At 60.0% G+C, this 26,261-nt stretch carries 18 protein-coding genes and 1 tRNA gene; 1 reads left to right on the top strand and 18 read right to left on the bottom strand.

Annotated features, from left to right (window positions below; genetic code table 11):
* Window positions 1-30: 30 nt before the first annotated feature.
* Window positions 31-106, top strand: a tRNA-Asn gene (locus E6W33_RS05835).
* Window positions 107-541: 435 nt separating this feature from the next.
* Here E6W33_RS05835 and E6W33_RS05830 read toward each other — a convergent pair.
* The 18 genes from E6W33_RS05830 to E6W33_RS05745 form a co-directional block, all read right to left on the bottom strand.
* Window positions 542-2,245, bottom strand: a complete 1,704-nt coding sequence (locus tag E6W33_RS05830; RefSeq protein ID WP_136415270.1) for a fused response regulator/phosphatase — start codon at window positions 2,243-2,245, stop codon at window positions 542-544.
* Window positions 2,246-2,263: 18 nt separating this feature from the next.
* On the bottom strand, window positions 2,264-2,569 hold the full coding sequence (locus tag E6W33_RS05825) for an STAS domain-containing protein (RefSeq protein WP_136415268.1): 306 nt from the start codon (window positions 2,567-2,569) through the stop codon (window positions 2,264-2,266).
* A gap of 54 nt (window positions 2,570-2,623) precedes the next feature.
* A complete protein-coding gene (locus tag E6W33_RS05820) occupies window positions 2,624-5,635 on the bottom strand; it encodes a PAS domain S-box protein (RefSeq protein WP_136415266.1) in 3,012 nt (1,003 codons plus the stop codon).
* A 9-nt stretch (window positions 5,636-5,644) separates the two neighbouring features.
* Window positions 5,645-6,499, bottom strand: a complete 855-nt coding sequence (locus E6W33_RS05815) for a PAS domain-containing protein (RefSeq protein ID WP_136415264.1) — start codon at window positions 6,497-6,499, stop codon at window positions 5,645-5,647.
* Between the two features lies 1 nt (window position 6,500).
* Entirely contained in the window at window positions 6,501-9,122 is a 2,622-nt protein-coding gene (locus E6W33_RS05810; RefSeq protein WP_136415262.1) for an EAL domain-containing protein, read from the bottom strand.
* 19 nt (window positions 9,123-9,141) lie between these two features.
* Window positions 9,142-10,224 carry a chemotaxis response regulator protein-glutamate methylesterase gene (locus E6W33_RS05805; RefSeq protein WP_136415260.1) on the bottom strand — a complete coding sequence of 361 codons (1,083 nt, stop codon included), beginning with the start codon at window positions 10,222-10,224 and terminating at the stop codon, window positions 9,142-9,144.
* Window positions 10,209-10,751, bottom strand: a complete 543-nt coding sequence (locus E6W33_RS05800) for a chemotaxis protein CheD (RefSeq protein ID WP_136415258.1) — start codon at window positions 10,749-10,751, stop codon at window positions 10,209-10,211. Before E6W33_RS05800 ends, E6W33_RS05805 begins: the two co-directional genes overlap by 16 nt.
* Window positions 10,748-11,560 (bottom strand): protein-glutamate O-methyltransferase CheR, encoded by an 813-nt coding sequence (locus E6W33_RS05795; RefSeq protein ID WP_282183680.1) that lies wholly within the window; start codon window positions 11,558-11,560, stop codon window positions 10,748-10,750. Before E6W33_RS05795 ends, E6W33_RS05800 begins: the two co-directional genes overlap by 4 nt.
* Before the next feature lie 19 nt (window positions 11,561-11,579).
* Entirely contained in the window at window positions 11,580-13,445 is a 1,866-nt protein-coding gene (locus E6W33_RS05790) for a methyl-accepting chemotaxis protein (RefSeq protein WP_168798546.1), read from the bottom strand.
* A 58-nt stretch (window positions 13,446-13,503) separates the two neighbouring features.
* Window positions 13,504-14,076, bottom strand: a complete 573-nt coding sequence (locus tag E6W33_RS05785; protein ID WP_136415254.1) for a chemotaxis protein CheW — start codon at window positions 14,074-14,076, stop codon at window positions 13,504-13,506.
* A 94-nt stretch (window positions 14,077-14,170) separates the two neighbouring features.
* Entirely contained in the window at window positions 14,171-15,802 is a 1,632-nt protein-coding gene (locus E6W33_RS05780; RefSeq protein ID WP_136415252.1) for a methyl-accepting chemotaxis protein, read from the bottom strand.
* 60 nt (window positions 15,803-15,862) lie between these two features.
* Window positions 15,863-18,061, bottom strand: coding sequence for a chemotaxis protein CheA (locus tag E6W33_RS05775; RefSeq protein WP_211097238.1), 2,199 nt, complete (start codon window positions 18,059-18,061; stop codon window positions 15,863-15,865).
* 31 nt (window positions 18,062-18,092) lie between these two features.
* Window positions 18,093-18,407: an STAS domain-containing protein gene (locus tag E6W33_RS05770; protein WP_247869535.1), complete on the bottom strand. Its 315-nt coding sequence runs from the start codon at window positions 18,405-18,407 to the stop codon at window positions 18,093-18,095.
* On the bottom strand, window positions 18,404-18,772 hold the full coding sequence (locus tag E6W33_RS05765) for a response regulator (protein ID WP_136415249.1): 369 nt from the start codon (window positions 18,770-18,772) through the stop codon (window positions 18,404-18,406). Before E6W33_RS05765 ends, E6W33_RS05770 begins: the two co-directional genes overlap by 4 nt.
* A 10-nt stretch (window positions 18,773-18,782) precedes the next feature.
* Complete coding sequence (locus tag E6W33_RS05760; RefSeq protein ID WP_168798545.1) at window positions 18,783-19,760, bottom strand: methyl-accepting chemotaxis protein; 978 nt, start codon at window positions 19,758-19,760, stop codon at window positions 18,783-18,785.
* Window positions 19,761-20,226: 466 nt separating this feature from the next.
* Window positions 20,227-20,862, bottom strand: coding sequence for a response regulator transcription factor (locus tag E6W33_RS05755; RefSeq protein ID WP_136415247.1), 636 nt, complete (start codon window positions 20,860-20,862; stop codon window positions 20,227-20,229).
* Between the two features lie 63 nt (window positions 20,863-20,925).
* Window positions 20,926-25,410: a PAS domain S-box protein gene (locus tag E6W33_RS05750; protein ID WP_136415246.1), complete on the bottom strand. Its 4,485-nt coding sequence runs from the start codon at window positions 25,408-25,410 to the stop codon at window positions 20,926-20,928.
* 233 nt (window positions 25,411-25,643) lie between these two features.
* Window positions 25,644-26,111, bottom strand: coding sequence for a DUF2721 domain-containing protein (locus tag E6W33_RS05745; protein WP_136415245.1), 468 nt, complete (start codon window positions 26,109-26,111; stop codon window positions 25,644-25,646).
* Window positions 26,112-26,261 lie beyond the last annotated feature (150 nt).

The raw sequence follows: 26,261 nt of genomic DNA, 5'->3' as shown, positions 1-26,261 counted from the left end.
AGAAAAATCGTCCTATAATAGCGGTTCTGTTCCCTGATAGCTCAGTCGGTAGAGCGACGGACTGTTAATCCGCAGGTCCCTGGTTCGAGTCCAGGTCGGGGAGCCAAAGAATTCAAAGCGGCTGCTTCTTGCGAGGCAGCCGCTTTTTTCTTTCTTTTGTTCAATAGAAGAAGTGGCTAATCGCCGCTACCCCTATTTTGCCCCCTGTGGATATCCTGACCACGGCAAATCACTTTTCCGCTGATTGGAAGGTTACTTCCGACGATCAATTCGATCAACGTGACCTTTCCTCGCGCCGTTAAGGCCGACCGCGGACCGCCGGCAGCAAAAATGCCAGCCCACCAATCTTAAGTCGGCGCGCAGGTAGTGCAACTTGCTCGCTGATTCTGCCCTTCGCATGCACAGTCCTGAATTTCCTCAAGCGCAAAAAGACTGATTCCACTCTTGCCATATTCCTTGTGCAAACTTGCACGGTGAGGTTACTTCGCTGCACGACCGGATCGTATCGGCGACATGTTGTTTCTGACATGTCGCGCATCGCCTACAAACAGTAATAACTGATTACCTCATTGCCGTCGCCGAGGAATTGCAACGAATGGCATAGACTATTCACCAGCATGATTCCCCTGCCGTACAGCTTGATGTCGGGTTCCGGGTCCTGGGCATTGACCGCCTTGTGATCGAAGCCCTTGCCGCTGTCCTTGATGTGAATACGGATCGCCGGTTTTCCCTCGATTTCCGTACGCTCCAGGGCGACATCGATGCAACCGTCTTGCAGCTTGCTCAACCGCTCCTTTCGCTCTCGCATGTAGCGTTCAAAACCGTCAAAGCTCGATTTCGTCGCAGATTCCAGATGCAGCAGGCCGTGTTCGACCGCATTGTTGAATAGTTCGGACAGAATGATGAAAATCTGTCGCCGATGTTCCCTGCTTGACTCCAGCTTCTCCACCACGGATGTGAGGAAGGGAATCGTGTCAAGCGCCTTGAGTTCCCGGACGCCGAGGTGGAACTTTACTTTCCAGCCGGGCTTGCTCTCTGTATCTGCATGCGCCGCGCCCACGGCATCGGCATGCCCGTGCGCCAGCTGCGTCGATATGCAAGAGAGATCAACCAGCATGAACGAAGCATCGTCCTGCAACGGCCCCTCGCCTACGTGCCGACTGAAACCATCCACCAATTGCTGGAATCGTTGCTGCATGGGAGCATCTGCCAGGGCGCGACTGATGCCGGCACTGCCCCAGTACGACCCTCCGGCATCCTGAGCCTCGCATAATCCGTCGGTAAAAATCACGAGCTGCCCTGGCCCCGGGTACACCAGTACGTCCACTTGAACTTCTATGTCCGGATCACGCAGCAGGCCAAGCGGCAACTGTCTGGTCGTTCCGAATTCACGCACCTCGCCGGACGCCGATACAAATAAAGGCAGTGGATTGCCACCGTTCCAGACCTGGATTTCCTTCTTGTATGCATCTACCGATACCAGGGTTGCGGCGACAAAGCGGTCCACAGGCAGGAGGTTTGCAATTTTTCTGTTGAGCTCCTCCACGATCCGGGCGAGGGAGAAACCTTCCGCTGTCATGCTGTAGAAAGTGTCGGCAAGCGGCAGGACGTTCAGGGCCGCAGGCAGCCCATGCCCCACCGCATCAGCCACCATCAGATGCAACACGTTGCCAGGCGTACGCGCTGCCGCGACGAGATCGCCGCTGAAACGGCGCACCGGACGGCTCCAGTACCGCAATGCGTCATCCCGCAGTCCTGCCATGTTTGTCAGGCTCGCCATCAAATGACTGCCGATGCGTGCTTCCTCTTCGGCCTGCCGGTAATAGTATTCAAGCTCGGCACGCTTGGCTGCCAGATGCCGCTGCATCATGGCGACCCGCTGCAACGCCCTGATCTTTGCCCGCAGTTCCGTCATGTTGACCGGCTTCACAAGGTAATCATCGCCTCCTGCGTCGAGGCCTTTCATCAGATTGCCGCTTTGCGGGAGAGCGCTCAGGTACACCACCGGCACCCATTTCTCGCCCTGGATCTGGCGAATGCGGGCGGTGGCCTGAAAGCCGTCGAGCTCCGGCATCATGACGTCCATCAGGACAATGTCGGGCTCCTCGCTCTTGAAGAGCTGGACCGCTTCCAATCCGTTCCGCGCCAGCACGGCCTCGTGCCCCATATAGGATGCCATGTGCTGCAGCATGACGCGTGCGTTTTCTTCATCGTCAACGACGAGTATCTTCAGCCTCTGCCCCATGTCCCCCCCTTGTGCCGGTTACCGGATCGTGAAGATCCGGCTGAAACTGACGCGTTCAAGCACCTGCGCCACCATCTCGTTCGGATTGACGAGCGCGACCGACTTGTTGGCGATCTTCGCGCGTTCGCTGAGCAGGAGCAGCATGCCGAGTGCGGAGCTGTCGAGATAGTCGACACTGGCCAGATCGACATCGATGTCGGTCACGAGTGGATTTGCGATCGTCGACGAATAACAGTCGCTGAATTCGCTATGGGTGCTGAAATCGAAGCGTCCGTTCAAGGCGATGACGGCTTTGCTGCCGCTGATGTTGACATTGATTTTCATGCTGATTTCCTTTCGGTTTCCTCGATATATGTGTTCTTTTGCCAATGCATGCCGTCATATCAGGAGGCAGGCATTTTCCGCCGACGGCAATTCAATCCAGAATGCGCTGCCCTTTCCGCGCTCGCTGCGCACGCCGATGCGGCCGCCCATGAGCTGCATGAAGCGCTGGCTGATGGCGAGTCCGATTCCCGTTCCCGGAATTTCCGCCCGGTCGGCATCCAGACGGCTGAACGGTTGGAACAATTCTCCCTGGCGCGCAAGGTCGATGCCCGGTCCGGTATCGGAGACCGTGATCCTCACGGCGCCGGACGCGGCATGGAGGTACTCGACGCGCACAAGGCCGCCTTCGCAGTTGAACTTGATCGCGTTCGACAACAGATTCAGCAAGACCTGCTTCAAGCGCGTGCGGTCGGCCTTGACAAGAGTTGCGCCGCTTTGTGCCGATACCGGCTCGATCCGGATGCATCGCTCGGTCGCCATCAGCTCCACCACGCTGATGCACTCGCACAGAAGCGGGGCAATCTCCACGTCTTCGGGTTGAATTTCCAGTTTGCCGGCGTCGATCCGGGACAAGTCGAGTATTTCATCGATCAGCTCGCGCAAATGCCAGCCGGACCGGATGATGCGTCGGACGCCATCCAATTGCATTTCGGTGAGTTGCTCGGGCCGTGTTTCCAGCAGCTGTGCAAAGCCAAGTATGAAGTTCAGCGGTGTGCGCAATTCGTGCGTCATGCGCGACAGGAAGTCCGACTTCGCCCGGTTCGCCTTGTCGGACTCTTCTTTCGCCCGCTGCATGTCTTCCAGGACCAGCATGCGCTCGGTCATGTCATTGAAGGCCAGCACGAAGTGCGTGACGGTTTCGTCGCCGTCGCGCACGGGGGCGACGGAGCAATCGGCCCAGCGCGCGGTCCCGTCCCTGCGCAGGAACCGGATCAGGGCACGCCCTTCCATGCCGCGATCCAGCGCGGCGCGGATCTTCGCAAGGTTCTCTCCGCCTTCGATCTGATCGAACAGACATTGCACATTACCGCCGGCAAAGTCCTCGGCGCTGCGTCCCGTGATCGTTTCACAAGCGGGGTTGACGTAGACGATCGGATTGCCGCGCTCGGACGAGAACAACATGATTCCTGTCAGGCTGGATTGGATCGCCATGTCGTGCAGCCGAAGGTTGTCCTCCGCCTCCTTGCGCAACGTGATGTCGCGCAGCGTGGACTGAACATGTGTCAGGCGGCCATCAGCGTCGAGCACGGGCGTCGCTGTCACTTCGGTCCAGAGGTAATTGCCGCTGCAATGTCGCATCCGGAATACGGCGGATGCGTGGTGGGCGCCATTGAGGACCGGGTCGAACAGCTCCTGCATGACGGTATCGATGTCCTTCGGGTGAATCAGGGGCCAGGGGACGGCGCCGCGCATCTCCGGGTAGTCGTAGCCGAGCACCCGAGCGCAGGCAGGGCTGACGTAGACCAGCGCCCCTGCCCGGTCGTGCAAGGAAACCACATCCTGCGTATTTTCCGCGAGCAGACGATACATTTCTTCACTGCGTTTCAGCGCCTCTTCAGCCTTCACCAGTGGTGTGATCTCGGTACGGATCGAGATGTAGCCGAACGGCATTCCCGATTCGTCCAGGCGAGGCACGATGGTGGAGGTGACCCAATAATGGCCTCCTCCCTTGTGCAGGTTGCAAATGACGCCTTGCCATACCTTCCCTGCAGATATGGTGTGCCACATGTCTTCAAAGAGTCCGGTCGGATTGCGCCCCGAATTCAGTATCCGATGATTTTGACCGATCAGCTCCTCGCGTGAGTAGCCGCTGATCTCGCAGAACTTGTCGTTAATGAACGTGATTCTTCCCTCGACATCGCTGATGCTGACAATCGCATGCTGGTCTAGCGCATACTGGCGCCAGGTGATTTCCTGCTCGCGCCTGCGGACCGCTTCCGCCATCTCGTCCAGAGCGCGCGCCAGGATTCCGAATTCGCCGCTGCCATGACCGATGCCGCTTCTGGCATCCCAATCCCCTTCGCCGATACGGCGCGCCGCCTCGACCAATCTGTCGGTCTTGTGCAGAATGAAACGCCGGTAGCTCACCCACGCCAGCAACAGCACGACCGCACCGCTCATGCAGATGGCGGTAACCATGGTAAAGAACATGCCATTCATCTTTGCGAATTCGCCGGCAGGTATGCCGACTCCAAGCGTAGTCGGCCCCTTGTCGACCGCGCGAGGCAAAGCGGAAAACGCCCACAGACGCCGTTCATCGTCAGGCCATGTGCTCTCACGCGACTCCGGCGTTACCGGGAGGTTTGCCATTTCCGCGGGCGACATCGAGCTCCAGACCATCGGCACCATCGCCGTCGCCCATCCGCCTTTGCCGGGACGGAACAGCACGACGTAGGTCGAAGCCGGCAAGCGCCGCTCGGCGACCGCCTTGGCAATATTGGCAGCGACATCGACCGTGACGAACAGCACCGACTTGATGCGTTGCTGTGCATCCATTATCGGCATGGACAGCACGGTCACCGGACGATAACCGGAAAGCCTGCTGATGTGATAGGTACCTGTCGACAGCTCACGCGTCTCGATGGCGCGCCGGAACCACAACCGATCCGACACATTGATCGCCTTGTCCATCGGCACCGCCGTACAAAGCATATTGCCGCTCGCATCGGTCATGCCAAGATTTTCGTAGTGGCTATTGTGTTCGAGCAGCTCGCGCATGAACGCGCAATAACCATCGCGCCGCTCTCGAATGGAAGGAATCCGTTCCATCAATTTCAGGAGTTGCGCAGCGCCGTCCATGCTGCGCAACTGGCTGGCATTGATCGCGTCCAGCACCTGTTCCATGTTGAGCGTGACCAGGCGCATCTGGTGCTGATGCAATTCGCTGCCGAGATACCAGATCAGTGCGACAGCGGGCAGGAGAATGATCGCAATCGTCATCGCCAATTTTGCTCGCAGGCTCGACAAGGCGTGATCGACAGCGCATGGCCAGCAGCGGCGCGCCACGCCCAGCTTCGCAGAGAAGATGGCCCATACCGCACTCGGAAAAGAGATCGGAAACTGCATCACGGTTGCCTATTCATCTTTTCCCGCTGTATTGTCCGGCCTTCCGCGATCGTCGCGCACATCAGACGCGTCTGCACGTCCGGCCAGATCCATGAAGATCAGTGCGACCCCGCTGACCCGGCCCTCCTCGACGATCGGCGCCACCGTATATTCCACGAACAGCAAAGCCCCGCTGTGTCGCAACAGGACGCCGTTCTCGGCATGGCGTATCAATCCGTCGCTGATGGCGCCGCAAATCGCGCTGCGCACCTCGTTCAGCAGCCGGCCTCCGCCGTGCTCGTGGAGAATCGCGCCAACCGGCTCACCGATCAGGGCGTCGTCCACCCATCCCAGCATGCCGTTAGCCGACGGATTGGCAAATGCAATGGTTCGTGAGGCTTCGATGCCGACCACCCCCCAGCGCGCGGCATTCAAGATCAGTTCATACCGGCTGACCGAGCGTTTGATTGCTTCGTCAAAATGCTTGCGATCGGTAATGTCTTCCACCATGTTGACGGAAAAATACGGATGGCCAAGACTGTCTCGCACCAGCGATGCGTCCACTTTGCACCAAAGCTCGCGGCCATCCTTGTGCCGAAAGCGTTTTTCGATCTGATAGGAGTCGCGTCGGCCGGAGAACAGTTCGCGATTCAGCGCTGTGCCAAGAGATCTGTCGTCCTCGTGAATCAATGTATCGATGTCCATCTGCGTCAGCTCGTCGACGCTGTAGCCAAGCATGTCCTGCAATGCCTTGTTGGCCTGCAAGGCCCGCGCGTCGGCGCCCCGCACCAGCATCCCGATCGGCGCCCTTTCGAACGCGAGGCGGAATCGTTTCTGGATCTCTTGCGCTTCGGCCTGTCCCGACGGCGCGGCTATGCTTCCCATGTTACCCCCCGCTTGTCACGTTTGCGCCGCCCGAGTCCGTACCCACCATTGGAACCCGATCCGGAATATTCATCGCTCTTTGTTCGTGCAGCAGCGCCGCCATTTCTTCAACCGGCAGCGGGCGGCTGAAGTAGAAGCCCTGGATCTCGTCACAGGCACATTGCTTGAGGAAGATCGCTTGTTCCAGCGTCTCGACGCCCTCCGCAACAACGACGAGGTCCAGACTGTGTGCGAGGGCGATGATGGCGCGGGTGATGGCCGCGTCGTTCGGATCGTCAATGACGTCCTTGATAAAGGATCGATCGATCTTCAGCACATCGATCGGGAACAGCTTGAGATAGCTCAGCGACGAATAGCCTGTCCCGAAATCGTCGATCGACAGTCCGATGCCGAGTTGTTTCAGCGAGCGCAACACTTTGATCGCCAACTCGGTGTCTTTCATGACCGTGCTCTCGGTAATTTCCAGCTCAAGGCAGGCCGGATCGAGGCCGAATTCATCGAGGATGGCTTGCACGTTGCGCGCCAGCGCGGCTTGCTGAAACTGGCGCGCGGAGAGATTGACCGAGACGCGCATCATCGGCAACCCGCATTTCTGCCACTCCTTCGCCTGGGCACAGGCGGTTCTGAGCACCCACAAGCCGATCTGTTCGATCAGGCCGCTTTCCTCCGCAACCGGGATAAAACGGGCCGGGGAGATCAGGCCGAATTCCGGATGACGCCATCGGACCAGCGCCTCCATACCGATTTGCGCTCCGGTCGCGATGCTGATGCGCGGCTGATAGTGCAGCAAAAGCTCGCCTTTCTCGACGGCATAACGAAGATGGCCTTCCAGTTCCTGCCGTTCGCGAATGGCCAGGTCCATCTCGCGTGTGTGAAAGCGATAGCAGTTCCGGCCTTTTTCCTTGGCGCTGTTCATGGCGATATCCGCCGTGTGCAGCAAGCCATCCTCTGTCGCCTCGTCGCTCGGGAACAGGCTGATTCCGACACTGACGCTCAGGAAGATCTCGCGTCCGGCGACATGAAACGGCTCGCGCATGCATTCGAGCAACCGGTTGGCCAGTGTGACTGCTTCCTGCACGTGGGCGATCTCCTGCTGCAGAATGATGAATTCATCGCCGCCTTGTCGCGCCAGCAGATCGCCATTCCGCAGCGACTGTTGCACGCGAAGCGCCGTCTGCCGCAGTACCTCGTCGCCGAGTGCGTGCCCGAAGGTGTCATTGATGCGCTTGAAGTGATCGATGTCAAGGAACAGCACCGCCAGCATGCATTTTGCTTCTCGCATGCGATTGATGGCATCCCGCAACCGCTCGTGGATCAGCAGCCGGTTGGGCAACCCTGTCAGCGCATCGTGCGTAAGCTGGTCCAGCAACAGCGTTTCGAAATGCTTGCGCTCGGAAATGTCGCGCACCAAGGCGATGACCAGCGGCAGATCCTCGGTATCGAGATGGCCGAGATTGATCTCGACCGGGAATAGTTCGCCATCCCGATGGCGACATGCCGCTTCGATACTGGTCGCTGCCGCGTGGCCGTTGTTCTTCGCCGCCCGACGCATCTGTTTGTCGTCGGCATCGCTTGCCATCACCATTCTTGCCGGCATGCCGACCAGGGCATCGGGCCGATATCCGAACAGCTTCTCGGCGCGCGCATTCATCATGAGGATGCGATGACTACGATCCATCAGCAGGATGGCCTCCGGTGCGAATTCCATGAGCTTGCGGAACTTGCTTTCGCTCAGCTTCAAGGATCGCTCGGACGCCTTCAATCGCTGGAACGGCTCATGCACGCCCTCGACGAAGATGGCGCGATACAGATACAGATAGGCAAGTACCTTGTAGACATGCCCGAGCACGTTGAACAGATCGGTGGCATTGACATAGAGCGTGAAGCAGAATTCGCTCAGAGCCATGATGCAAGCGGCACTGAAAAGATGCACCGTTTTTTCGGCCCGCGTGGCGAGCGCCTGCTGCAGCAGAATCGCTGCAGCAAGTAGATAGGTGGCAGCAAGCACGTATTCGGAAACGATCTTGAACGTCGTCAAGCCGCGACCAGGAACAAATGTATCGGGCAGCAGCTCCGGCCGGAACAGGGTTACCCAGAACATCAAACAGGTAAAGCCTCCGGATGCGCCCAGCGCCATCAGGTGCCGATAACCGGGTGGTGTTGCGCGCCAGGGGAGCACCGCCGCGGCGAGCAAGGCCACCGCCCCGGCCGCCCGCGCAGCCAGCCAGAAGTCGATGCCCTTGGCCACGCTGCTCGGGCTGACGAAGTCGGGCATGCCCGGAAATGAAAGCAGATGACCGAGATCGAGCAGCCCCACTGCAAGAAAGGCCGAAGACAGCACCATGATCGCCGGAGGTATCCTGTTGTCGAAACTATGCCAGCCGATGCCGAACACCATCGCCGATACGATAACCGCGAACACCTCCATGGCGATGTGCAGGGGAAGATAGATGTCACTTCTCAACACGAAATACGATGGCGTGTGCAGCATCAGCAGGACCATCGCGCCGGCGAGCACGGCAATGAACGCGGCGGCCCGGCGCATCCGCAAAAGGAATGGATCTCGTGACCCGGTTTCAGAAGGGCGACGCACTACTTCCGTCAGTGGCTGCGTGTTGTACATGACTCTCCCTCTACCCGTCTCAGACGCTGACCGGCGCGTGCGCAAGAATCGCCTGCGCAATGCCGGAAAGCGGTACGCTGGACGCGACCGCGCCGAGTTTCACGGCTTCCCTCGGCATGCCGTACACCACGCAACTCGCCTCGTCCTGAGCCACGGTATAGGCTCCGGCATCATGCATCTCCTTCAGTCCGCGCGCGCCATCATCCCCCATTCCCGTCATGATCACGCCCACCGCATTCTTGCCGGCGCATTTCGCTACCGAGCGGAACAGCACGTCGACGGAGGGTCGATGCCGATTGACCAGCGGCCCGTCAACGATATCGACGTGGTATTGGGCTCCGCTACGCTTGAGGAGCATGTGACGCCCACCGGGCGCGATCAATGCCAGCCCGGGCGTCACGCGGTCGCCGGTCTTCGCCTCGCGCACCTCGATCGCGCACAAGCCATCGAGACGTTCGGCGAACGAGGCGGTGAATTTTTCCGGCATGTGCTGGACGATCACGATGCCCGGGGATACGCGCGGCAAGACGGTCAGCACATGCTCCAGCGCCTGCGTGCCGCCTGTGGAAGTGCCGATCGCCACGATGCGTTCGGTGGTTTGCGCCATCGCGTGAATTCCGGCATCCAGGATCGCATCGGCAGAAAGCTTCGCCGCAACGGGCAGGATGGCCGGCGCAGCCTTCAGCCGCTTCACGTTCGCCATGGCGGCAGCCTTCACGGCGTGAACCAGGTCGGCCGCCGCGTCCTCGATGAGAAAGCGACGCACGCCAATGCCGGGCTTCATGACGATGCCGACCGCTCCGGCTGCGAGTGCCTGCATGGTGGTGTCCGCGCCCTTGGTGGTGAGCGAGGAGCAGATCACCACCGGCGTCGGACGCTCCGCCATGATCTTGCGCAGAAACGTGAGGCCGTCCATGCGCGGCATCTCGACATCGAGCACAATCACGTCCGGCCAGGCGCTCTTCATGCGCTCCATGGCAAAAATCGGATCGGCTGCCGCGCCCATCACCTCGATGCCTGGTTCACGGGACAGCACGCTGGCGGCCACCTGACGTACCACAGCCGAATCATCGACGATGAGGACCGTTATCCTGCTGCGCATATCGCCCTCCTGTCGCAGTTTTCGCAGAGATTGGTTTCTTGGGTCTGTCGATGCTTGAGCCAGACGTCGCCGCTCCAGATGTCAAAGATGATGGTGCGGTGACCAGTGCCTCCCAAATGCTCTCCAGCCAGACGAAACCCGTAGCGGCGCACCAGCGCGCGCCCGGCACCCACGTTGTTGAAAGGAACGTCACCGCAATTGCGCGAACGATTCATTCCCGGAAACATGTTGCCGCCACCGAACATCTTCACCTGATACTCGTCCGGTCGCGTACCGACTGCGCGTATCTCGCGCAGCAGCAGGTCGACTGCCTCGTCGCCGTAACATCCGTTCAGCACTTCCCCGCGGGCTTCGCCGCTGCGGGTGGGAAGCATGTAGTGGCACATGCCGCCGATCAGCAGCCGCGGATGCCACACGGTCAACGAGACACAGGACCCGAGCAAGGTGCGGATGCGCGTATGGCGGTCGCCGAAGCGCACTTCCCCCGGCTGCAGGTAGATTTCCGTAGCATGTTCAGGCGCCTTCATTTGATCGGCTTCAGGAAAACCGACGGCGCTACGGCCTTGATCTCTTCAGTCACGCCATTCAGGCTTTCGGAATGGCCGACAATGAAGTAACCGCCGGGCTTGAGCACGCGTAGCAGCCTGCTCACGACGTCGCGCTTGGTGGCGAGATTGAAATAGATCATCACGTTGCGCAAGAAGATGACATCGAACTCTCCTATGCCGGGCAAGGGAGCATTGAGGTTGATTTGCGAAAAGCTGACCCGTGCGCGCAATTGCTTGTCGATCAGGAAAGTACCCTCCTGCGAACCGACTCCCTTCAGGCAGAAGCGGTTGAGGTAGTCGCGCGGGATGTTGGCCGTGCGTTCCATCGCATAGTGTCCGCTGCGCGCCTTTTCCAGCACCCGTGTGCTGAGGTCGGATGCGAGAATTTCCCAGCCCGTCTCGCCGATCCTGTCCGCCAGCACCATCGCGATGCTGTAGGGCTCCTCGCCGGTCGAACACGCCGCGCTCCAGATCCGCATTACGCCTGGCCGTCGCTCGGGAACGATGCGCTCGCGCAGGAGGTCGAAATGCTTTGGTTCACGAAAGAAATAGGTCTCGTTAGTGGTCAGCAGGTCGAGTGCGATCTGCAATTCGTCCTTTTGCTTGTCGCTGTGAAGCAGTTTGAAATACTCCCCGTAGGAATTCACCTGGAAATGCTGCAAGCGCTTCGCCAGCCGGCCGCTCACCAATGACTTCTTCGACGGCGACAGATGGATTCCGGCAATCTGCGCCAGCATTGCCTGGAACTGGGCGAACTCATGATCGGTAATGCACTTGGCTGCTTCCACCGCACCCTCTCCCGGATTGTCAAGCCATCTTGAAGAAGCTGACCGCCTGCTGCAGTTGCTGCGCCTGGCTGCTCATTTCTTCCGCCGTGGCCGCCAGTTCCTCCGAACTCGACGCATTCTGCTGCGTGATCTGGTTCAGCTGCACCATCGCCGTGTTGATCTGTGTTACGCCACGCGACTGCTCTTCCGATGCCGCCGCGATCTCCTGCACCAGGTCCGAGGTCTTGCTGATCGACGGCACGATCTCGTCCAGCAACTTGCCCGCACGCTCGGCCAGTTGCACGCTGCTCGATGCCACCTCGCCGATCTCCTGCGCCGCCACCTGGCTGCGCTCGGCCAGCTTGCGCACTTCCGCCGCCACCACCGCAAAGCCCTTGCCGTGCTCGCCGGCGCGCGCCGCCTCGATCGCCGCATTCAGGGCCAGCAGGTTGGTCTGGTACGCGATGTCGTCGATGATCCCGATCTTGGCCGCGATGCTCTTCATCGCCGTCACCGTCTGCGCCACCGCCTCGCCGCCTTCGTTCGCTTCCTTGGCCGCCTTGGATGCCATGCCGTCGGTGACCTTGGCGTTTTCCGCGTTCTGGTTGATCGAGGCAGTCGCCTGCTCCAGCGTGGCCGAGGTCTCTTCCACGCTGGCGGCTTGTTCGCTGGTGGCTTGCGACATCGATTGCGCGGTCGCGCTCACCTCTTCCGACGCCGACGACAGGTTGTCGGCCGCACCGCGCACTTCGCCGATGATCTGGCCGAGCTTTTCGACCATGATCTTCATTGCACTGAGCAACTGCCCGGTTTCGTCGCGCGAGCGCACCTCGATCTGCGCCGTCAGATCGCCCTCCGAGAGGCTGGTGGCAACCTGCACTGCCTGTGCCAGCGAACGTGTAATGTTGCGTCCGACGAAATAGGCAAGAAGCAATCCAATCAAGAGCGATGCCGCTGTAAGAGCCACGTATACGGTCAATTGCCTCTGCGCCTCGGCCTGCAACGCGTCGGCCGTGTTCATCAGATCCGAAGCGAGCCTGTCCTCGACTTCCTTCAGCAAATTGATCTTCTCCGTCATTGACATGAACCAGAGTTCCGGGTCGGTCTTTAGCGGCTGGCCGACGCCTTTCTCCAGCGCGGCCTTGCGCATCTTCTCGGTCGCCTCGATAGCCTCGCCCGCCAGCTTGCGCTTGTAGAATTCGATCTGCTCCCTGTCGGCCTGAGCGACGAAGAGCTGGGTGAATATCCTCAGTTCCGAGGAATTCGCGATGACATCATTGAACAGACTCTGCGTGATCTTGTCGGCATTGAAGGCATTCGTCAGCATGGCGCGTTCGATCCCCGCGCGTTCTTTCGCCTTGAGCAGATTGGCGTACGCCGAGCCGCCCTTCGATACCTCGGCGTTTGCCGTCCGGCGCGAGGCCAGCGCCGGGACTTCGAGCAGCAGCCGGATCTGACCGCTGTAGTAGCCTGCTGCCTCGGGCGCCGCGATCTCCATGGCGCGCACCGCCCTGCGTTTATCCTTCAAAGCGTTGAAGCCATCCATTGCCTCCCCAATCGTCGTCCGGATGGCCTCGCCGAATCGCGCCGTCTCGACGCCGTCAAGAAAATCGCCAAGCTCGCGCAACTTCTTGTCGGTCTCGACCTGCTGCAGCGGCAATTCGGAAGCAAATTTGTTTCCTTTGCTTCCCAGGAAACCGGACGCCATGCCGCGCTCCTTCTGCATCTCGTGTGCGAGATTGCCGAGCTTGATGGAGAGAGCGACCGCTGAGGACATTTCCCTCATCTGCGCGCTCACCCGCATCTTCTCCTCCATTGCCAACCAGCCAAAGTACGCCATCGCCGCAACTGGCACGGCCAGCATCAAGAGAAGCTTGTCCCGGATCTTGAAGTTATAGATATTCATCGGAATGACCTGGTATCGATCGGCAAGGAGAGTGAGGATGGCTTCATGACGGGTACGCTCAGGCGTCGCCGGGCGCGGACAGCAGGCGCGCCTCGCGTTCGTTGCCGCCCGCCTGCTGCAGCATTGCGAGGTCATCGACCGAGAGGACCTTGTCCACGTTCAGGATGATCACGAACTTGCCGTTCACCTTGCCCATGCCGCGGATGAAGTCGGTGCGAATCCGTGCTCCAAAGGTCGGTGGCGGTTCGATCTGGTCGCCCGGAATTTCCAGCACCGCATTGACCGTGTCGACGATCACCCCGACATCCTGGCGGTCGCCGTCTGCCATCACCTCGATGATCACGATGCAGGTACGCCTCGTCGTTTCCGAGGGCTTGCGCCCGAAGCGTGCCGACAGGTCGACCACCGGCACCACCGAGCCACGCAGGTTGATCACCCCGCGGATGAACTCCGGCATCATCGGCACGACCGTCACATTCCCGTATTCGATGATCTCCTTGATGACCAGGATCCCGATGGCGAAGGACTCTCCGCCAAGCATGAAGGTCAAATACTGGGCATGGTCGACAGTCGATGGCTCCTCTGTCGCAACGCCTGCCCGCCGCCTTCCTTCTTGCACCAATGCGCTCATATCTTTGTCCCCCTTAATGCATCGCGAAGTGCGCTCCAGCAGGCGCCACCCCGGAAACGAACATCGAATTCATGGCTCCAAACAGGAACGCTCATTAGAAACGCACGAATTCATGTTCATCATGCGCGGCAGCCGGTTGCTGCATGCCGATACGGGTATGCCGCTGCACGACCTTCTTCAGGGCCGGCGCTTTCCTGGCCGGCTCCGATGCGGACTTCGGTTCACTCGCCACCTTGAAGAAGCTGACGGCCTGCTGCAGTTGCTGCGCCTGACTGCTCATTTCTTCCGCCGTGGCCGCCAGTTCCTCCGAACTCGACGCATTCTGCTGCGTGATCTGGTTCAACTGCACCACCGCCGTGTTGATCTGCCCCACTCCGCTCGACTGCTCTTCCGATGCCGCCGCGATCTCCTGCACCAGGTCCGAGGTCTTGCTGATCGACGGCACGATCTCGTCCAGCAACTTGCCCGCACGCTCGGCCAGTTGCACGCTGCTCGATGCCACCTCGCCGATCTCCTGCGCCGCCACCTGGCTGCGCTCGGCCAGCTTGCGCACTTCCGCCGCCACCACCGCAAAGCCCTTGCCGTGCTCGCCGGCGCGCGCCGCTTCGATCGCCGCATTCAGGGCCAGCAGGTTGGTCTGGTACGCGATGTCGTCGATGATCCCGATCTTGGCCGCGATGCTCTTCATCGCCGTCACCGTCTGCGCCACCGCCTCGCCGCCTTCGTTCGCTTCCTTGGCCGCCTTGGATGCCATGCCGTCGGTGACCTTGGCGTTTTCCGCGTTCTGGTTGATCGAGGCAGTCGCCTGCTCCAGCGTGGCCGAGGTCTCTTCCACGCTGGCGGCTTGTTCGCTGGTGGCTTGCGACATCGATTGCGCGGTCGCGCTCACCTCTTCCGACGCCGACGACAGGTTGTCGGCCGCACCGCGCACTTCGCCGATGATCTGGCCGAGCTTTTCGACCATGATCTTCATTGCACTGAGCAACTGCCCGGTTTCGTCGCGCGAGCGCACCTCGATCTGCGCCGTCAGATCGCCCTCCGAGAGGCTGGTCGCAACCCGAACCGCCTCGGATATCGGACGCACCACGGCTCGGGTCACGAGGATCGCGGCCAGCACCCCTGCCACGATTGCCGCAATGCCCAGGGAGACCATCAAGGAGCGCGCGCTTTCATAGGTTTGCGCAGCCTCCTTGCCGGACTTGTCGACAATCGACTTCTGAAGGTTCACGAGCTCATCGCTGTCCGCGATGAAGTTCTTCAGTGCGGGGAGCGTCTCATTCAGCATCACCGCAGTGGCGGCATCGTGTTTCCCGTCATCCAGCAGCAGTTGCGATGCTTTGGTGAACGAGGCGACGTAAAGCTTGCGCGATTCCTTGAGCCTGGCGAGCCTGGCCTTGCCCTCCGGGAGGTAGAGCAGACCTTCGAGCTGTCCGATGGTATCGGTCATCTTCTTCTTGCCGTTCTCGATGCGCTCCTGGACGCGTGTAATGGCCTGCTTGTCCGAAGTCAGGAAAAGCTCCATGCTGGCCTTGGCGTTGTCGTTGGCAAGGTCGCCAATCTCATTGGCGAGCGAAGCCTTCACCCAATCCTTGTTGACGATGCGGTCAGTGTTTTCGTTCATGACGGCCATTCGCGCGATGCCGATGCCGATGATGGATGCCAGCAGCATCAGCACCAGACCGAACCCGAGCCCCAGTTTGACGCCGATCTTCATATTCTTGAGCATTCTTGTTCTCCTCGTTTCAAGATTCCGCTTCAACCTTGCAAGCGGCGTTTTCGCCATCCCTTACGCGTTCAGGGCCACCGCCTCCCGCGAGGCGGCAAGCTGCACCAGTGCGGGCACATCGAGAATCAGCGCTACTTCGCCGCTTCCCAGGATGGTCGAACCGGACACGCCCCTGACGTGGGAAAACAATTTCCCCAACGGCTTGATGACTGTCTGGAACTCACCCATCAATTCGTCCACGGCCAGCCCTGCCTTCTGACCGGCGTACTGCACCACGACAATGTTCTCTCGCCGCCCCGGCTTGCCGTCGACGTTGAATTGTTCGCGCAGCCGCATGTACGGCAGCACTTCGCCGCGCAGGTTGATATAGTTGCGCTCGCTCGATGCCTGGCGATCGGCTTCCGCCACCTCCACGCATTCGAGCACCATGTCGAGCGGCACCACGTACGATGACTTGCCGACGCCGACCAGGAAACCGTCGATAATTGCCAAGGTCAGCGGCAGCCGTATGCGCACTGTCGTGCCTTGTTCCGGCTTGCTGTCGATGTCGACGGTACCGCGCAGCGCCTCGATGTTGCGCTTGACCACGTCCATGCCGACACCGCGCCCCGACAAGTTGGTCACCTTGTCTGCAGTGGAAAAGCCGGGTTCGAAAACGAGATTGAATACATCGCGGTCGGAAAGCACCTCGCTGCCATTGATCAGGCCGCGCTCGATCGCCTTCGCCAGGATGCGCTCGCGACTCAGACCGCCGCCGTCGTCCGCGACCTCGATTACGATGCTGCCAGAGTCGTGGTAGGCATTGAGGCTGACCATGCCGCGTTCCGGTTTGCCGCGCGCAACACGGGCCGCGGCTGGTTCGATGCCATGGTCCATTGCGTTGCGCACCAGGTGTGTCAACGGATCGCCGATCTTTTCCACGACCGTCTTGTCCAGCTCGGTGTCGCCGCCGGCGATGTGGAGCCCGATGTCCTTGCCGATCTCCTTGCTCACATCGCGCACGACGCGCTGGAAGCGATTGAAGGTTTCGCCGATCTCGACCATGCGCAGCCTCAAGGCGTCTTCGCGGATCTCTTCGACAAACCGGCTGATCACCGTGGTCGCTTCATACAGGCTCGCATTCCCTGAGCGGCGCGCAAGCAGCGAGGCCGAGGCGCCCGCAATCACGAGCTCGCCAACGAGATTGATCAACTGGTCCAGTTTCTCGGCGTTGACGCGAATGAACTTCGACTCCTGGCTCTTGGTTTCGCGCAACTGTTTCTGCTTCTCGAGGGCGACCTTGACCACTTCTTTCTGCACCATGCCCTCTTCCACCAGGATCTGGCCAAGCCGCTGAGGCTCTCCCAGCGCAGTCGAAGCGCGGTCTGCGGCATAACGGTCCTGCATCTCCAACGCCTCGGCAAGTTCGGTATCGGTCAGGATGCCGGCTTCCATCAGGATTTCGCCGAGCCGTTCCACATTGCCTGACAGCTTCCCGATCTGGTCCATGTATTTGGCGAGATGGCTGGGCGGCGGCAGGATGCGCAGGCGGATGCTGTCGCGCACGAACTCGAACACGTCCTCGATGGTTCTCTTGTCGGGGCAATCGCGGAAGTCGATCTCGAAGCCGAGGTAGCAGGACTCCGGATCCATCTCGTCGATTCCCGGCATGTCGTCGCAACGGGTTTGCAGGCTGACAATCTCGCCAATGGTGCCGAGATAGCGCAGGAACGAAGACGGGTCCATGCCGTCGCGCAGCACATCCGGCCCGAAACGCACCGAGATGTGCCAGTTATCCAGGTCGAGCATGCTGCCGCCGTCGCTTTCGACCGCTTCCTCGCGTTCAGCCGGGACGCTTGGCGCAGCAGCTGCGGAAGGGGCATCGCCGCCGCCAAGGAACTTGTGCAGTTTTCCGAGCAAGGCTTCGCCGTTCGCGGCCTGTTCCGCCGACAGCCTCTCGCCGGCTTCGACCGTGATGTCGATCAGCTCGCCAAGATGGTCGCAGCAGGCAAGGAGGGTTCCGATCAATTCCTCCGTGGCGGCAATCTCATCCTCGCGCAATCGGTCCAGCAGGCTCTCCATGACATGCGTGAAGCTCACGACTGCATCGAGCCCGAACAATCCGGCCGACCCCTTGATCGTGTGCGCGGCCCGAAACAGGGCGCCGATATGATCTGCATCGCCCGGGTCATGCTCCAGTGCCAGCAAGGCATTTTCCATCTCCTGCAGCAAGCCCCTGCTTTCTTCGAGGTAGGTTTGCAGCGCCTGATCAAGGTTCATGACGATTCTCCAGTGCGTGTGCGCAGCATGCTTATCGCGGGGAAATGATCATCAGGTCGCCGAACTCCGAGGCGAGACGATACAGGTCGATGATTTCCTGGATCGCGGGGCTATGCGAGACCAGGCGTACCGGTTTGCCGAGCCGCGCTCCCTCGCGCTTGGCCTGGATCAGGAGCTGGACGCCGGCACTGTCGACCTCCGTCACGCCCGAGAGATCGATCTCCAGCTCGGCGCCTGCAAGCAGGCACTGGCGCAAGCTGTCTCTGCATTCGGCTGCGCCATAGATGGTCATTTCACCGCTCGCCCGGGCATGGCAGACGCCGCTTCTTGTTTCGTGCGTAATCACGGCAGCACCAGTTTGGAAACAGCCATCAGCATCTGCGCAGGCTGGAACGGCTTGACCACCCACGCCTTGGCACCGGCGGCCTGCCCTTCGCGCTTCTTCGCCTCCTGCGATTCGGTGGTGAGCATGATGACCGGCGTGAAGCGGTAGGCCGGGAGTTTCTTCATCTCCTGGACAAAGGTGATGCCATCCATGTTCGGCATGTTCACGTCGCTGATGACCAGGTGAATCTTCCGGCCATCCAGCGTCGACAGCGCGACCTTGCCGTCGCTCGCCTCGATCACGTCGTAACCGGCACCCTTCAGTGCAATGCCGACGACTTGCCGCAGCGAAGCGGAGTCGTCGACGATCAGGATCGTTTTTTTCATTCTCTTATCCCTAAAAAAACGTGATTTCGGAACTCTGTGCTGCAGTGGATGTTTGACCGCTGTGAAGGCTGCGCTGCTCAGCGGTGGTATAAGTGCGCGCCAGCTCGTCGAGCCAGCGGGAGATGTCCACCGGCGGGCAGGCCTGGCCTTCCTCGCTTTTTTCCCGGCAGCTCGCCAGATGGGCGCGAAGCTTTTCCAGATCGTTTTGCACGTGACTGAAAATTTGCGCCACCCGGTCCTGGAATTGCAGCGAGACCAGCACGTCGTCGATCTCATGCTTGATGCCGGCGCTCTCCACCTGCAAGGCCTCGGTCGAGTGCGCGAGCTGCTCGGCAGCGTTCCCGAACTCGTCAAGCACTTGCATGATGGTGGACTCGGACCTGCCGACGGTCTGGGCCTCCTGGGCGGCATATTGATGCGCGCGCTCCAGCGTCATGCTGATCGAGGCATTCACCAGCTCAACCTTGGCGCTGATCTTCTTTCCGGTCTCGGCCGACAGGCTGGACAATTTGCGCACTTCTCCGGCCACGACGGCGAAGCCACGTCCGGATTCGCCGGCGCGCGCGGCTTCGATCGCGGCGTTCAGCGCCAGCAGATTGGTTTGCGCTGCAATGCTCGCCACGTCGGCCGCCATGTCCTTGAGTTCGACCGTGAACTCGGACAGGTGGGCGATCTGCGCCATCATCGATTCGCGCGCCTGCAGCGCCGACTTGAGTGATTCGATGATCCGCCCAAGTTCGTGCTGACTCGTGTTCAGCAGCGCGACAATCCCTTGCTCCCCCCGCGCGTCGCCTCCGCCGGTAGCCTCTCGCGAGGCGTCTACCGTTGCCTGCAGCCGCTCGCTCAGCATGGAAAAGCGGCCTGCCAGGGAGGTGATCGCTTCTTCAGTCTGGACACGTCCGGTATCGATTTGACGGCTCCAGATCGGCAGCAGGCTCTCGCATAGCTCGCGCAAATTGCACTGGGCGACCTCGGCCTGTTCTTGCATCCGGCGCTCTATGCGCAGATGCCGAATTGCCCTCCACGCGCAGACCGCGGTGAGGAATGCAAGCGCCGACGCCCAGAGCAAGCGGCTTCCGATCGATGCCGGCATAAAGCACAGAAACACTCCCGCCGCACCGGGAAGCACCGAGCAGAGAACTGTCGCGACTGTGCCGTCACCGCTTATCGGCAAGCGATCAGGGATTGCGGCAATTGAATAGCGGGTGAGCGGGTTCGTCATCGGCATGCGCCCAGAAAGCTGATGACGCATTCTGGCGATATTGCCGATAAGAAATAAATCAGTGGGGCCGCATTTTGATATCAGAAAAGTGCCAAGGCACTCGTAGGAATTGACTTACATCAAGGAATCAAGGCGGCTGATGCTGTGTCGTATGCGGCGATTTCCACCATTGAATTGCCGGAAATGCAACGCAAGATTGCCAGTCATGCAAGGCGATCGATGAACGTGGATGTCAGAGTGCGATGATCTTGTGTTCCAATGCGTAACGCGTGAGGTCCGCGATGCTTTGCAGATGCATCTTCTGCAACAGGCGTATCTTGTGCGTACTGACCGTTTTTGCGCTGAGTGATAGGTCGTCCGCAATCGCAGTAACCGTCTTGCCCGAGACCAGAAGCTGAAAGATCTGGAACTCCCGATCCGACAGCCGCTCATGCGGCGGACGGTTTCCCTCAAGCCCCTGATCAAACACCATTTCGTCGACCAGCACCGGGTCGATGTATCGACCACCCTGCGCTACCTTGCGAATCGCAGCCACCAGCATTTCCGGGTCGATATCCTTGGTGATGTAGCCGGCCGCACCGCCTTTCAACGCACGCGAGACCAGTTGCCCCTCGTTGTGCATGCTCAATACCAGAATCAGAGGCGCCCGCTCCGTCTGCCGAATCCGCTTGATCAGCTCGACCCCGCTCGGACCGGGCATCGTCATGTCCAGCAGGAGCAGATCGCATTCATGCGCGGCGAGCAGGGCTTGCACTTCCTGTCCCGTCGCAGCCTCTCCGACGACCGTGATGTCGGGAGCCAGCGCCATGAATTGCCTGAGCCCCTGTCTCACTATTTTGTGATCATCTGCGATGATGATTCTGATCATTCTGTGTCTCCCAGCTCATTGCCATCTTGTTATCGTGTCGAATTGTCCCGCAATACCGGCAATTCATTGCGTCTCGAACGGAATGCATATCCAGACTCGGGTGCCCTGTCCCGGCACACTATGAATTTCCAGCGTACCTCCGATCATCAATGCCCGCTCCCGTATGCCGATCAGCCCGAATGAGCCCGGTTTCTGGCTGGACTCCGACGCGAAGCCCTTGCCATTGTCGGCTACTTCGATGCAGACATGGTCCGGTTCTTCCTTTATCGAGATTTCCACCTTGCTCGCTTCGGCGTGCTTGACCACATTCATCAGAGACTCCTGGACGATCCGGAAAAGCGCAGTCGCCCGGCTGTCGTCCAGTACGACCTCGTATCCATCCGTATTGAGCATACAGACAATCCCGGTGCGCCCGATGAAGTCTTCTACCAGCCATTCGATGGCCGCAGTCAGCCCAAGGTCGAGCGCAGCCGGCCGCAGCGTCGAAGTGACATGCCGCACGATCCGAATCGTGCGATCCACCAGCTCTGTCATCGATTGTATCCGGTCCAGCAACTGCGGATTCTGCCAGCCGAAGTTCAATCGCAGCATTGACACATCCATGCGTAGCGCCGTGAGCGACTGACCGAGTTCATCATGCACTTCGCGCGCGATGCGCTTGCGCTCCTCTTCGCGCACGCTTTCCATGTGCGCCGACAACTCACGCAGCAACTGCCGAGACTGCCGGATTTTTTCCTCGGTGCGCTTGCTGTCGCTGATGTTGAACATCACGCCTTCCCACACTACCTCGTCACTGGTATTCAAACGCGGCGTGGCCCGGCAGTTGATCCAGCGCTCGTCCTGCCCATCCATCACGCGGCCTTCCCAATTCCATACCGCCATGGTCCTCGCCGACTGCTCCAGACTGTTGTGAAACGCCGCCCGGTCCTGTTCCACGATCAGATTCGGAATGGCATCCCGGTCGAACTGCACTTGGCCCGGGCGCAGATTGAGCAGCGGCACCGAGCCTTCGCTCACATAGGTAAAGCGCAGCGCGTTGTCGCGCAGCCGCAACTGGCACTGGAACACCATCCCGGGGATGTTGGTCGTGATTCCGTGCAAGCGCTGTTCACTTTCTCGCAACACCGCCTCGCCGCCTTTGATCACCGAAATGTCGCGCGCTACCGCCAGCACCTTGCCGACACGCCCGTCAGGACCGAATTCAGGAACCAGTCGAGCCTGGAAGTGGCGCTCCCCCGACATCGTGCGCAATGAAAAATCGAAGCTGTCCGCGAGCCGGGTCACGAACACCTTCTTGATCGATGTCATCCACATGGCAGCAACCTGCGGATGAAGGCCAAACTCGTCGGGCGCCTTGCCGGCAATCTCGCAAAAGCGCAACCCGACCGCCTTTTCGATGGCGGGATTGGCATAGACACAATGTGAGTCGCGGTCGAATCGCGCGATCACATCCGGCGAGTTCTCGACCAGGGCGCGGAACTGCTCTGCCCGCTTGTGCAATAACTTCTCGGCTGCGATCTTCTCACTGATGTCCTGTACGATGCCCTTCATGCTGGCGGCCTGTCCGGCGCTGTCGAACACCACATCCGCCTGCGCCTGTACCGTTTTCTCCGCGCCATCCGGCAAGGCAAGATGGAAGGTGATATCCAGCCGGGCGCTGCCGTTAAGCGCATCGCGGATGGCCGTCACCACCTTGTTCTTGTCATCCCGACGCACGCGCGCCAGGTATGCGCGAAGCCGCGGCTTGTCTTGCCGAGGCGCCAAACCGAAGATCCTGAACACCTCGTCCGAGCAATACAACTCCCCCGATGCAAATTCGCTGTCCCAGTTTCCCAGCTGGGCGATGCGCTGCGCATTGGCAAGGCTGGCCTCGCTCTTCCGCAGCGCCTCCGTTGCACTACGTTCTCGCGTAATGTCATGGTTGACCGCCACGGCGCCGCTTATCCTGCCTCGCTCGTCCAGCAACGGCACCGCCGAGCTGCTGAGGATCTTGCGGTAGCCGCCAGCGCATTCGACTTCGATGGTCGCATTCAACGTGGTTTCGCCATCGTGCAACGCGCGCGCAATGCTCCAGTCGCAAGGTGTGCGCGGCGCCCCCGTTTCGGGCTCCCAACCCTTGCATTCACTGTCGGCATTCACTGCCCCCGGCGCACTCCTGTCGCAAATGAGCCCTGCCGCCGGGTTCGTCATCACGACTTTGCCGTCCGCATCGACAACCCACACCCCCACCGGCAAGGAATCGAGCACCTTGCGCAACAAATGCTCACTCTGGCGAAGCTGCTGCTCCATGCGTTTGCGCTCACTGATATCGAGCACGTTGACCGCGCGATACAGCACGCGCCCCTGCTCATCCTTGACCGCGGTGACATCGATCCATACCGGGAAGGTGGAGCCATCCTTGCGAAGATGCATGGACTCGAAGGAATGCCGCCCCTTTTCGTTGCCCTCGCGGATACGGTCGGCAAGGGTAGCGCGTTCCTCATGCGCAAAGACCTCCGCAATGGCACGCCCTGTCAGTTCCTCGACGGTATAGCCGTGCATGCGAGCGAATGCCGGGTTCATCTGGCCCAGGAGCTTGCCCTCGGCATCCCCGACGACGACGCCCCAATCCACACTCTCGAACATGTCCGCCCACTTCTTCAGCATCAGGCTCATCTTGTGACGCTCGGTAATATCGAGAACGATCGCAATTTGCCGCCGCGCCCTGCCCAGCAGGAATTCGCTGGCAATCACTTCAGAAGGAAACGAATCCCCCTCCTTGCGACGTCCGTCGAGCACTTGCACGCCGGGGGTGAGCAGCAGAATGCCGTCGGTGCCGGACTGGAGCAACTCACCGACATGCTTGCCGGCCAGTCTGCCGGAATCGAATCCGAACATCTGCTCGGCAGTCCGGTTGGCCGATTCAATCAGACCCCGGTCATCGGCAATCACCACGCCCGCCGGTACGTTGTTGAGAATCGCATCCAGGCGCGCCCTCGTGTGCAGCAGGCCCTTGACCAGCGGTCTGGTACGCCAGTACAGCACGCCGGCACCCGCCAGTATCAGCACCATCAAGCCGAGCAAGGCAAGCCATAGCTGATGCCGCAGCGGTTCATAAAACTCGTCCGTGTCAATCTTCTGGACCAAGCCCAGGCCCATGCGGTTGACTTGACCATAGGCAGCAATGACGTCGTTGCCGCGAAAGTCGGAAACACCGGCAACGCCATTCTCGCCGGCGAGGGCAAGCGCCATCGCGGTACTCCGGCTGCGCGACGGCATCAGGTCTGTCGGATAACTGGTCACGTCACGGGAAAAACGCGAGGGGAAACAGCGCATCCATTCGACTTCCGCGGTGCACACCCTGCCTTCACCTGAACGGCCAAGCTGATTCATCCGTTCGAATTGCTTGTCGAAGTGGCGCAGGCCGACGACGACAATCGCCGATCCGACTTCCCTGTCGTCATCCATGAGTGGGATGCGGATCCGCACGCGCCATCCATCGCGCCAATACAGCGCGGCCGGCACAGACGACACAAGCTGCGTGCTGAATTCCCCCGAATAGGCTTCGTCATTGCGGGCCGCGAGAAGATTTTCATGCGCCCCCACTACACGCAGCGCATTGATGTCCATCTCCCCGGCCACCTTCAAGATGCGATCGATCTCGCTTCGGAGCGTCGCTGCCGGAGCTTTTTCCTTCACCAGACGCGATAGTCTCGACATCGCGACCAGTTCGGTGCTGCGGTCCACCGCCGTCTCCAGGGAGGACTGGAACAGCTCGACATTGGACTTGAACGACGCCAGCAAAGAATCCTGAAAACTGTTCATCGCGTAGCGCCCGATGATCGCGATCACAGTCAATCCGGTGATCAAGGCGATCAACGCAAACAGCGCAATGCCCGTTGCGAAAATCTTGATATCTTCCCGATCACGGTAGAACGAACGGTACCACTCGGTATCCGACAGCCAGAATAGTAGTCCCACGCCCAGCACGGCGAGCCCGGCAGCGCTCGGCAAATTGATCAGAGTATGTCCCGCCCCCTGGTGATAGAACAGAATGTTCCCTAGCACGCCGCTGAACATGCCAACGAGCGCCACGCCGATCATCCCGGCCGTCAGGCATTGTGCAAGAATGCCTGATGCGACACCAGTAACCGTCGCGAGAATGATCAGCGTCATCCCGCACATCAGAAATGCCGCGGCAGTCGCCACGCCCATCACACCAGGCCAAACGCGCCCCCGCCCCTCCGTCTGAATGTTGAGGAGATAGCGCCACGCAGCGTCCGACGGATAGTAAGCAACGGCCCACTGGATCAACGCTGCAAGCGCAAGCAGCAAGATGACGGCGCCCAGAGTCGCCTGCAGCGTCCTTGTACTCCGCCGCCCCTGGCCGGCACTCAATAACGCGACACCGGCCAGCACAAAACACACGGCCGCGTTCAGTCCAGTGTAGGAAAGCGCGGCAGCATGCCGATCGAGCCAGTCAGAGAATAGCCTTTCCCCAATCAGCACGCCTCCTCCCAGCAATAGCGCAGCGGCGCCAGGCAAGACACGGAACGGACTTCCACTCATTCAGGAGACCTTATTTCGGAGGCGCCACGTTGCAAATTGAGTGGCCAGTGAATAGCTTCACTGGCCAGCCTGATCACAAAATCTGTTGACTGAGAGCATATCGCAATTGATACAGACCTTCATCGGCACGTCGACGAAAACAACAGCACCGGTCGCTTTTCCGTCACACCCTGGCGGGCTCGAAAGCGCGACAAGTTCGCGCATAAGCACTCGCGCCGGCTCGCATGAGTGCCTTATTCGGCCGACGCGCCCTTTCGCGGAGGCGCCACGATGTTGCGCATCGAAAGGTTTCTTGTCGCAACGAAGATTTCGCGCAGCAGGCAAACGAAACCGCCAATCAGTGAAAACATGCCGAGGACAAAACACAGCGCAATGAATTTTGCGAGCTCCAGATTCAGCGCATCGCCAATGAACAGTGCAGCAATGACGATGCAGACCAATAGCGCGCAGGAGGTGCTGAGTGTGATGGCGCGATTGATCAGATGCGCTCGTCGGTAGAGCGTGGCAAGCTCTTCATAAGCGTCTGAATGATCGACGTCATTCGCAGCCGCGATACGATCTTCCAGTATCCGCGAACGGTCGATGATCCTGGCAAGCCGGTTGGTCAGCACGGTCAGGTTTGTGCCTACACCGGTCAGGAGAAAGACCGGTGCGATGGCAAGCTGAATGATATGGCTGATGTCGCCGAGCTGAATGTCCATAGATGTTGTGATCCGCAATGATAGTGTCGCTTCCGACGGTAGTCGATCAGGCGGCCATTCTTTTCAGAATCTCCGGCAAGACCGCCTCGTGCCTGATTGAAAGGAATGGATTGTAAATGGATTGTAAACGGCAGGCATCAGCCCCAATGG

Source organism: Herbaspirillum sp. ST 5-3 (assembly GCF_004804275.1).
Classification (GTDB): domain Bacteria; phylum Pseudomonadota; class Gammaproteobacteria; order Burkholderiales; family Burkholderiaceae_D; genus Noviherbaspirillum.
The sequence above is the reverse complement of the archived record's forward strand: the minus strand, read 5'-3'. Positions and strand labels throughout refer to the sequence as shown.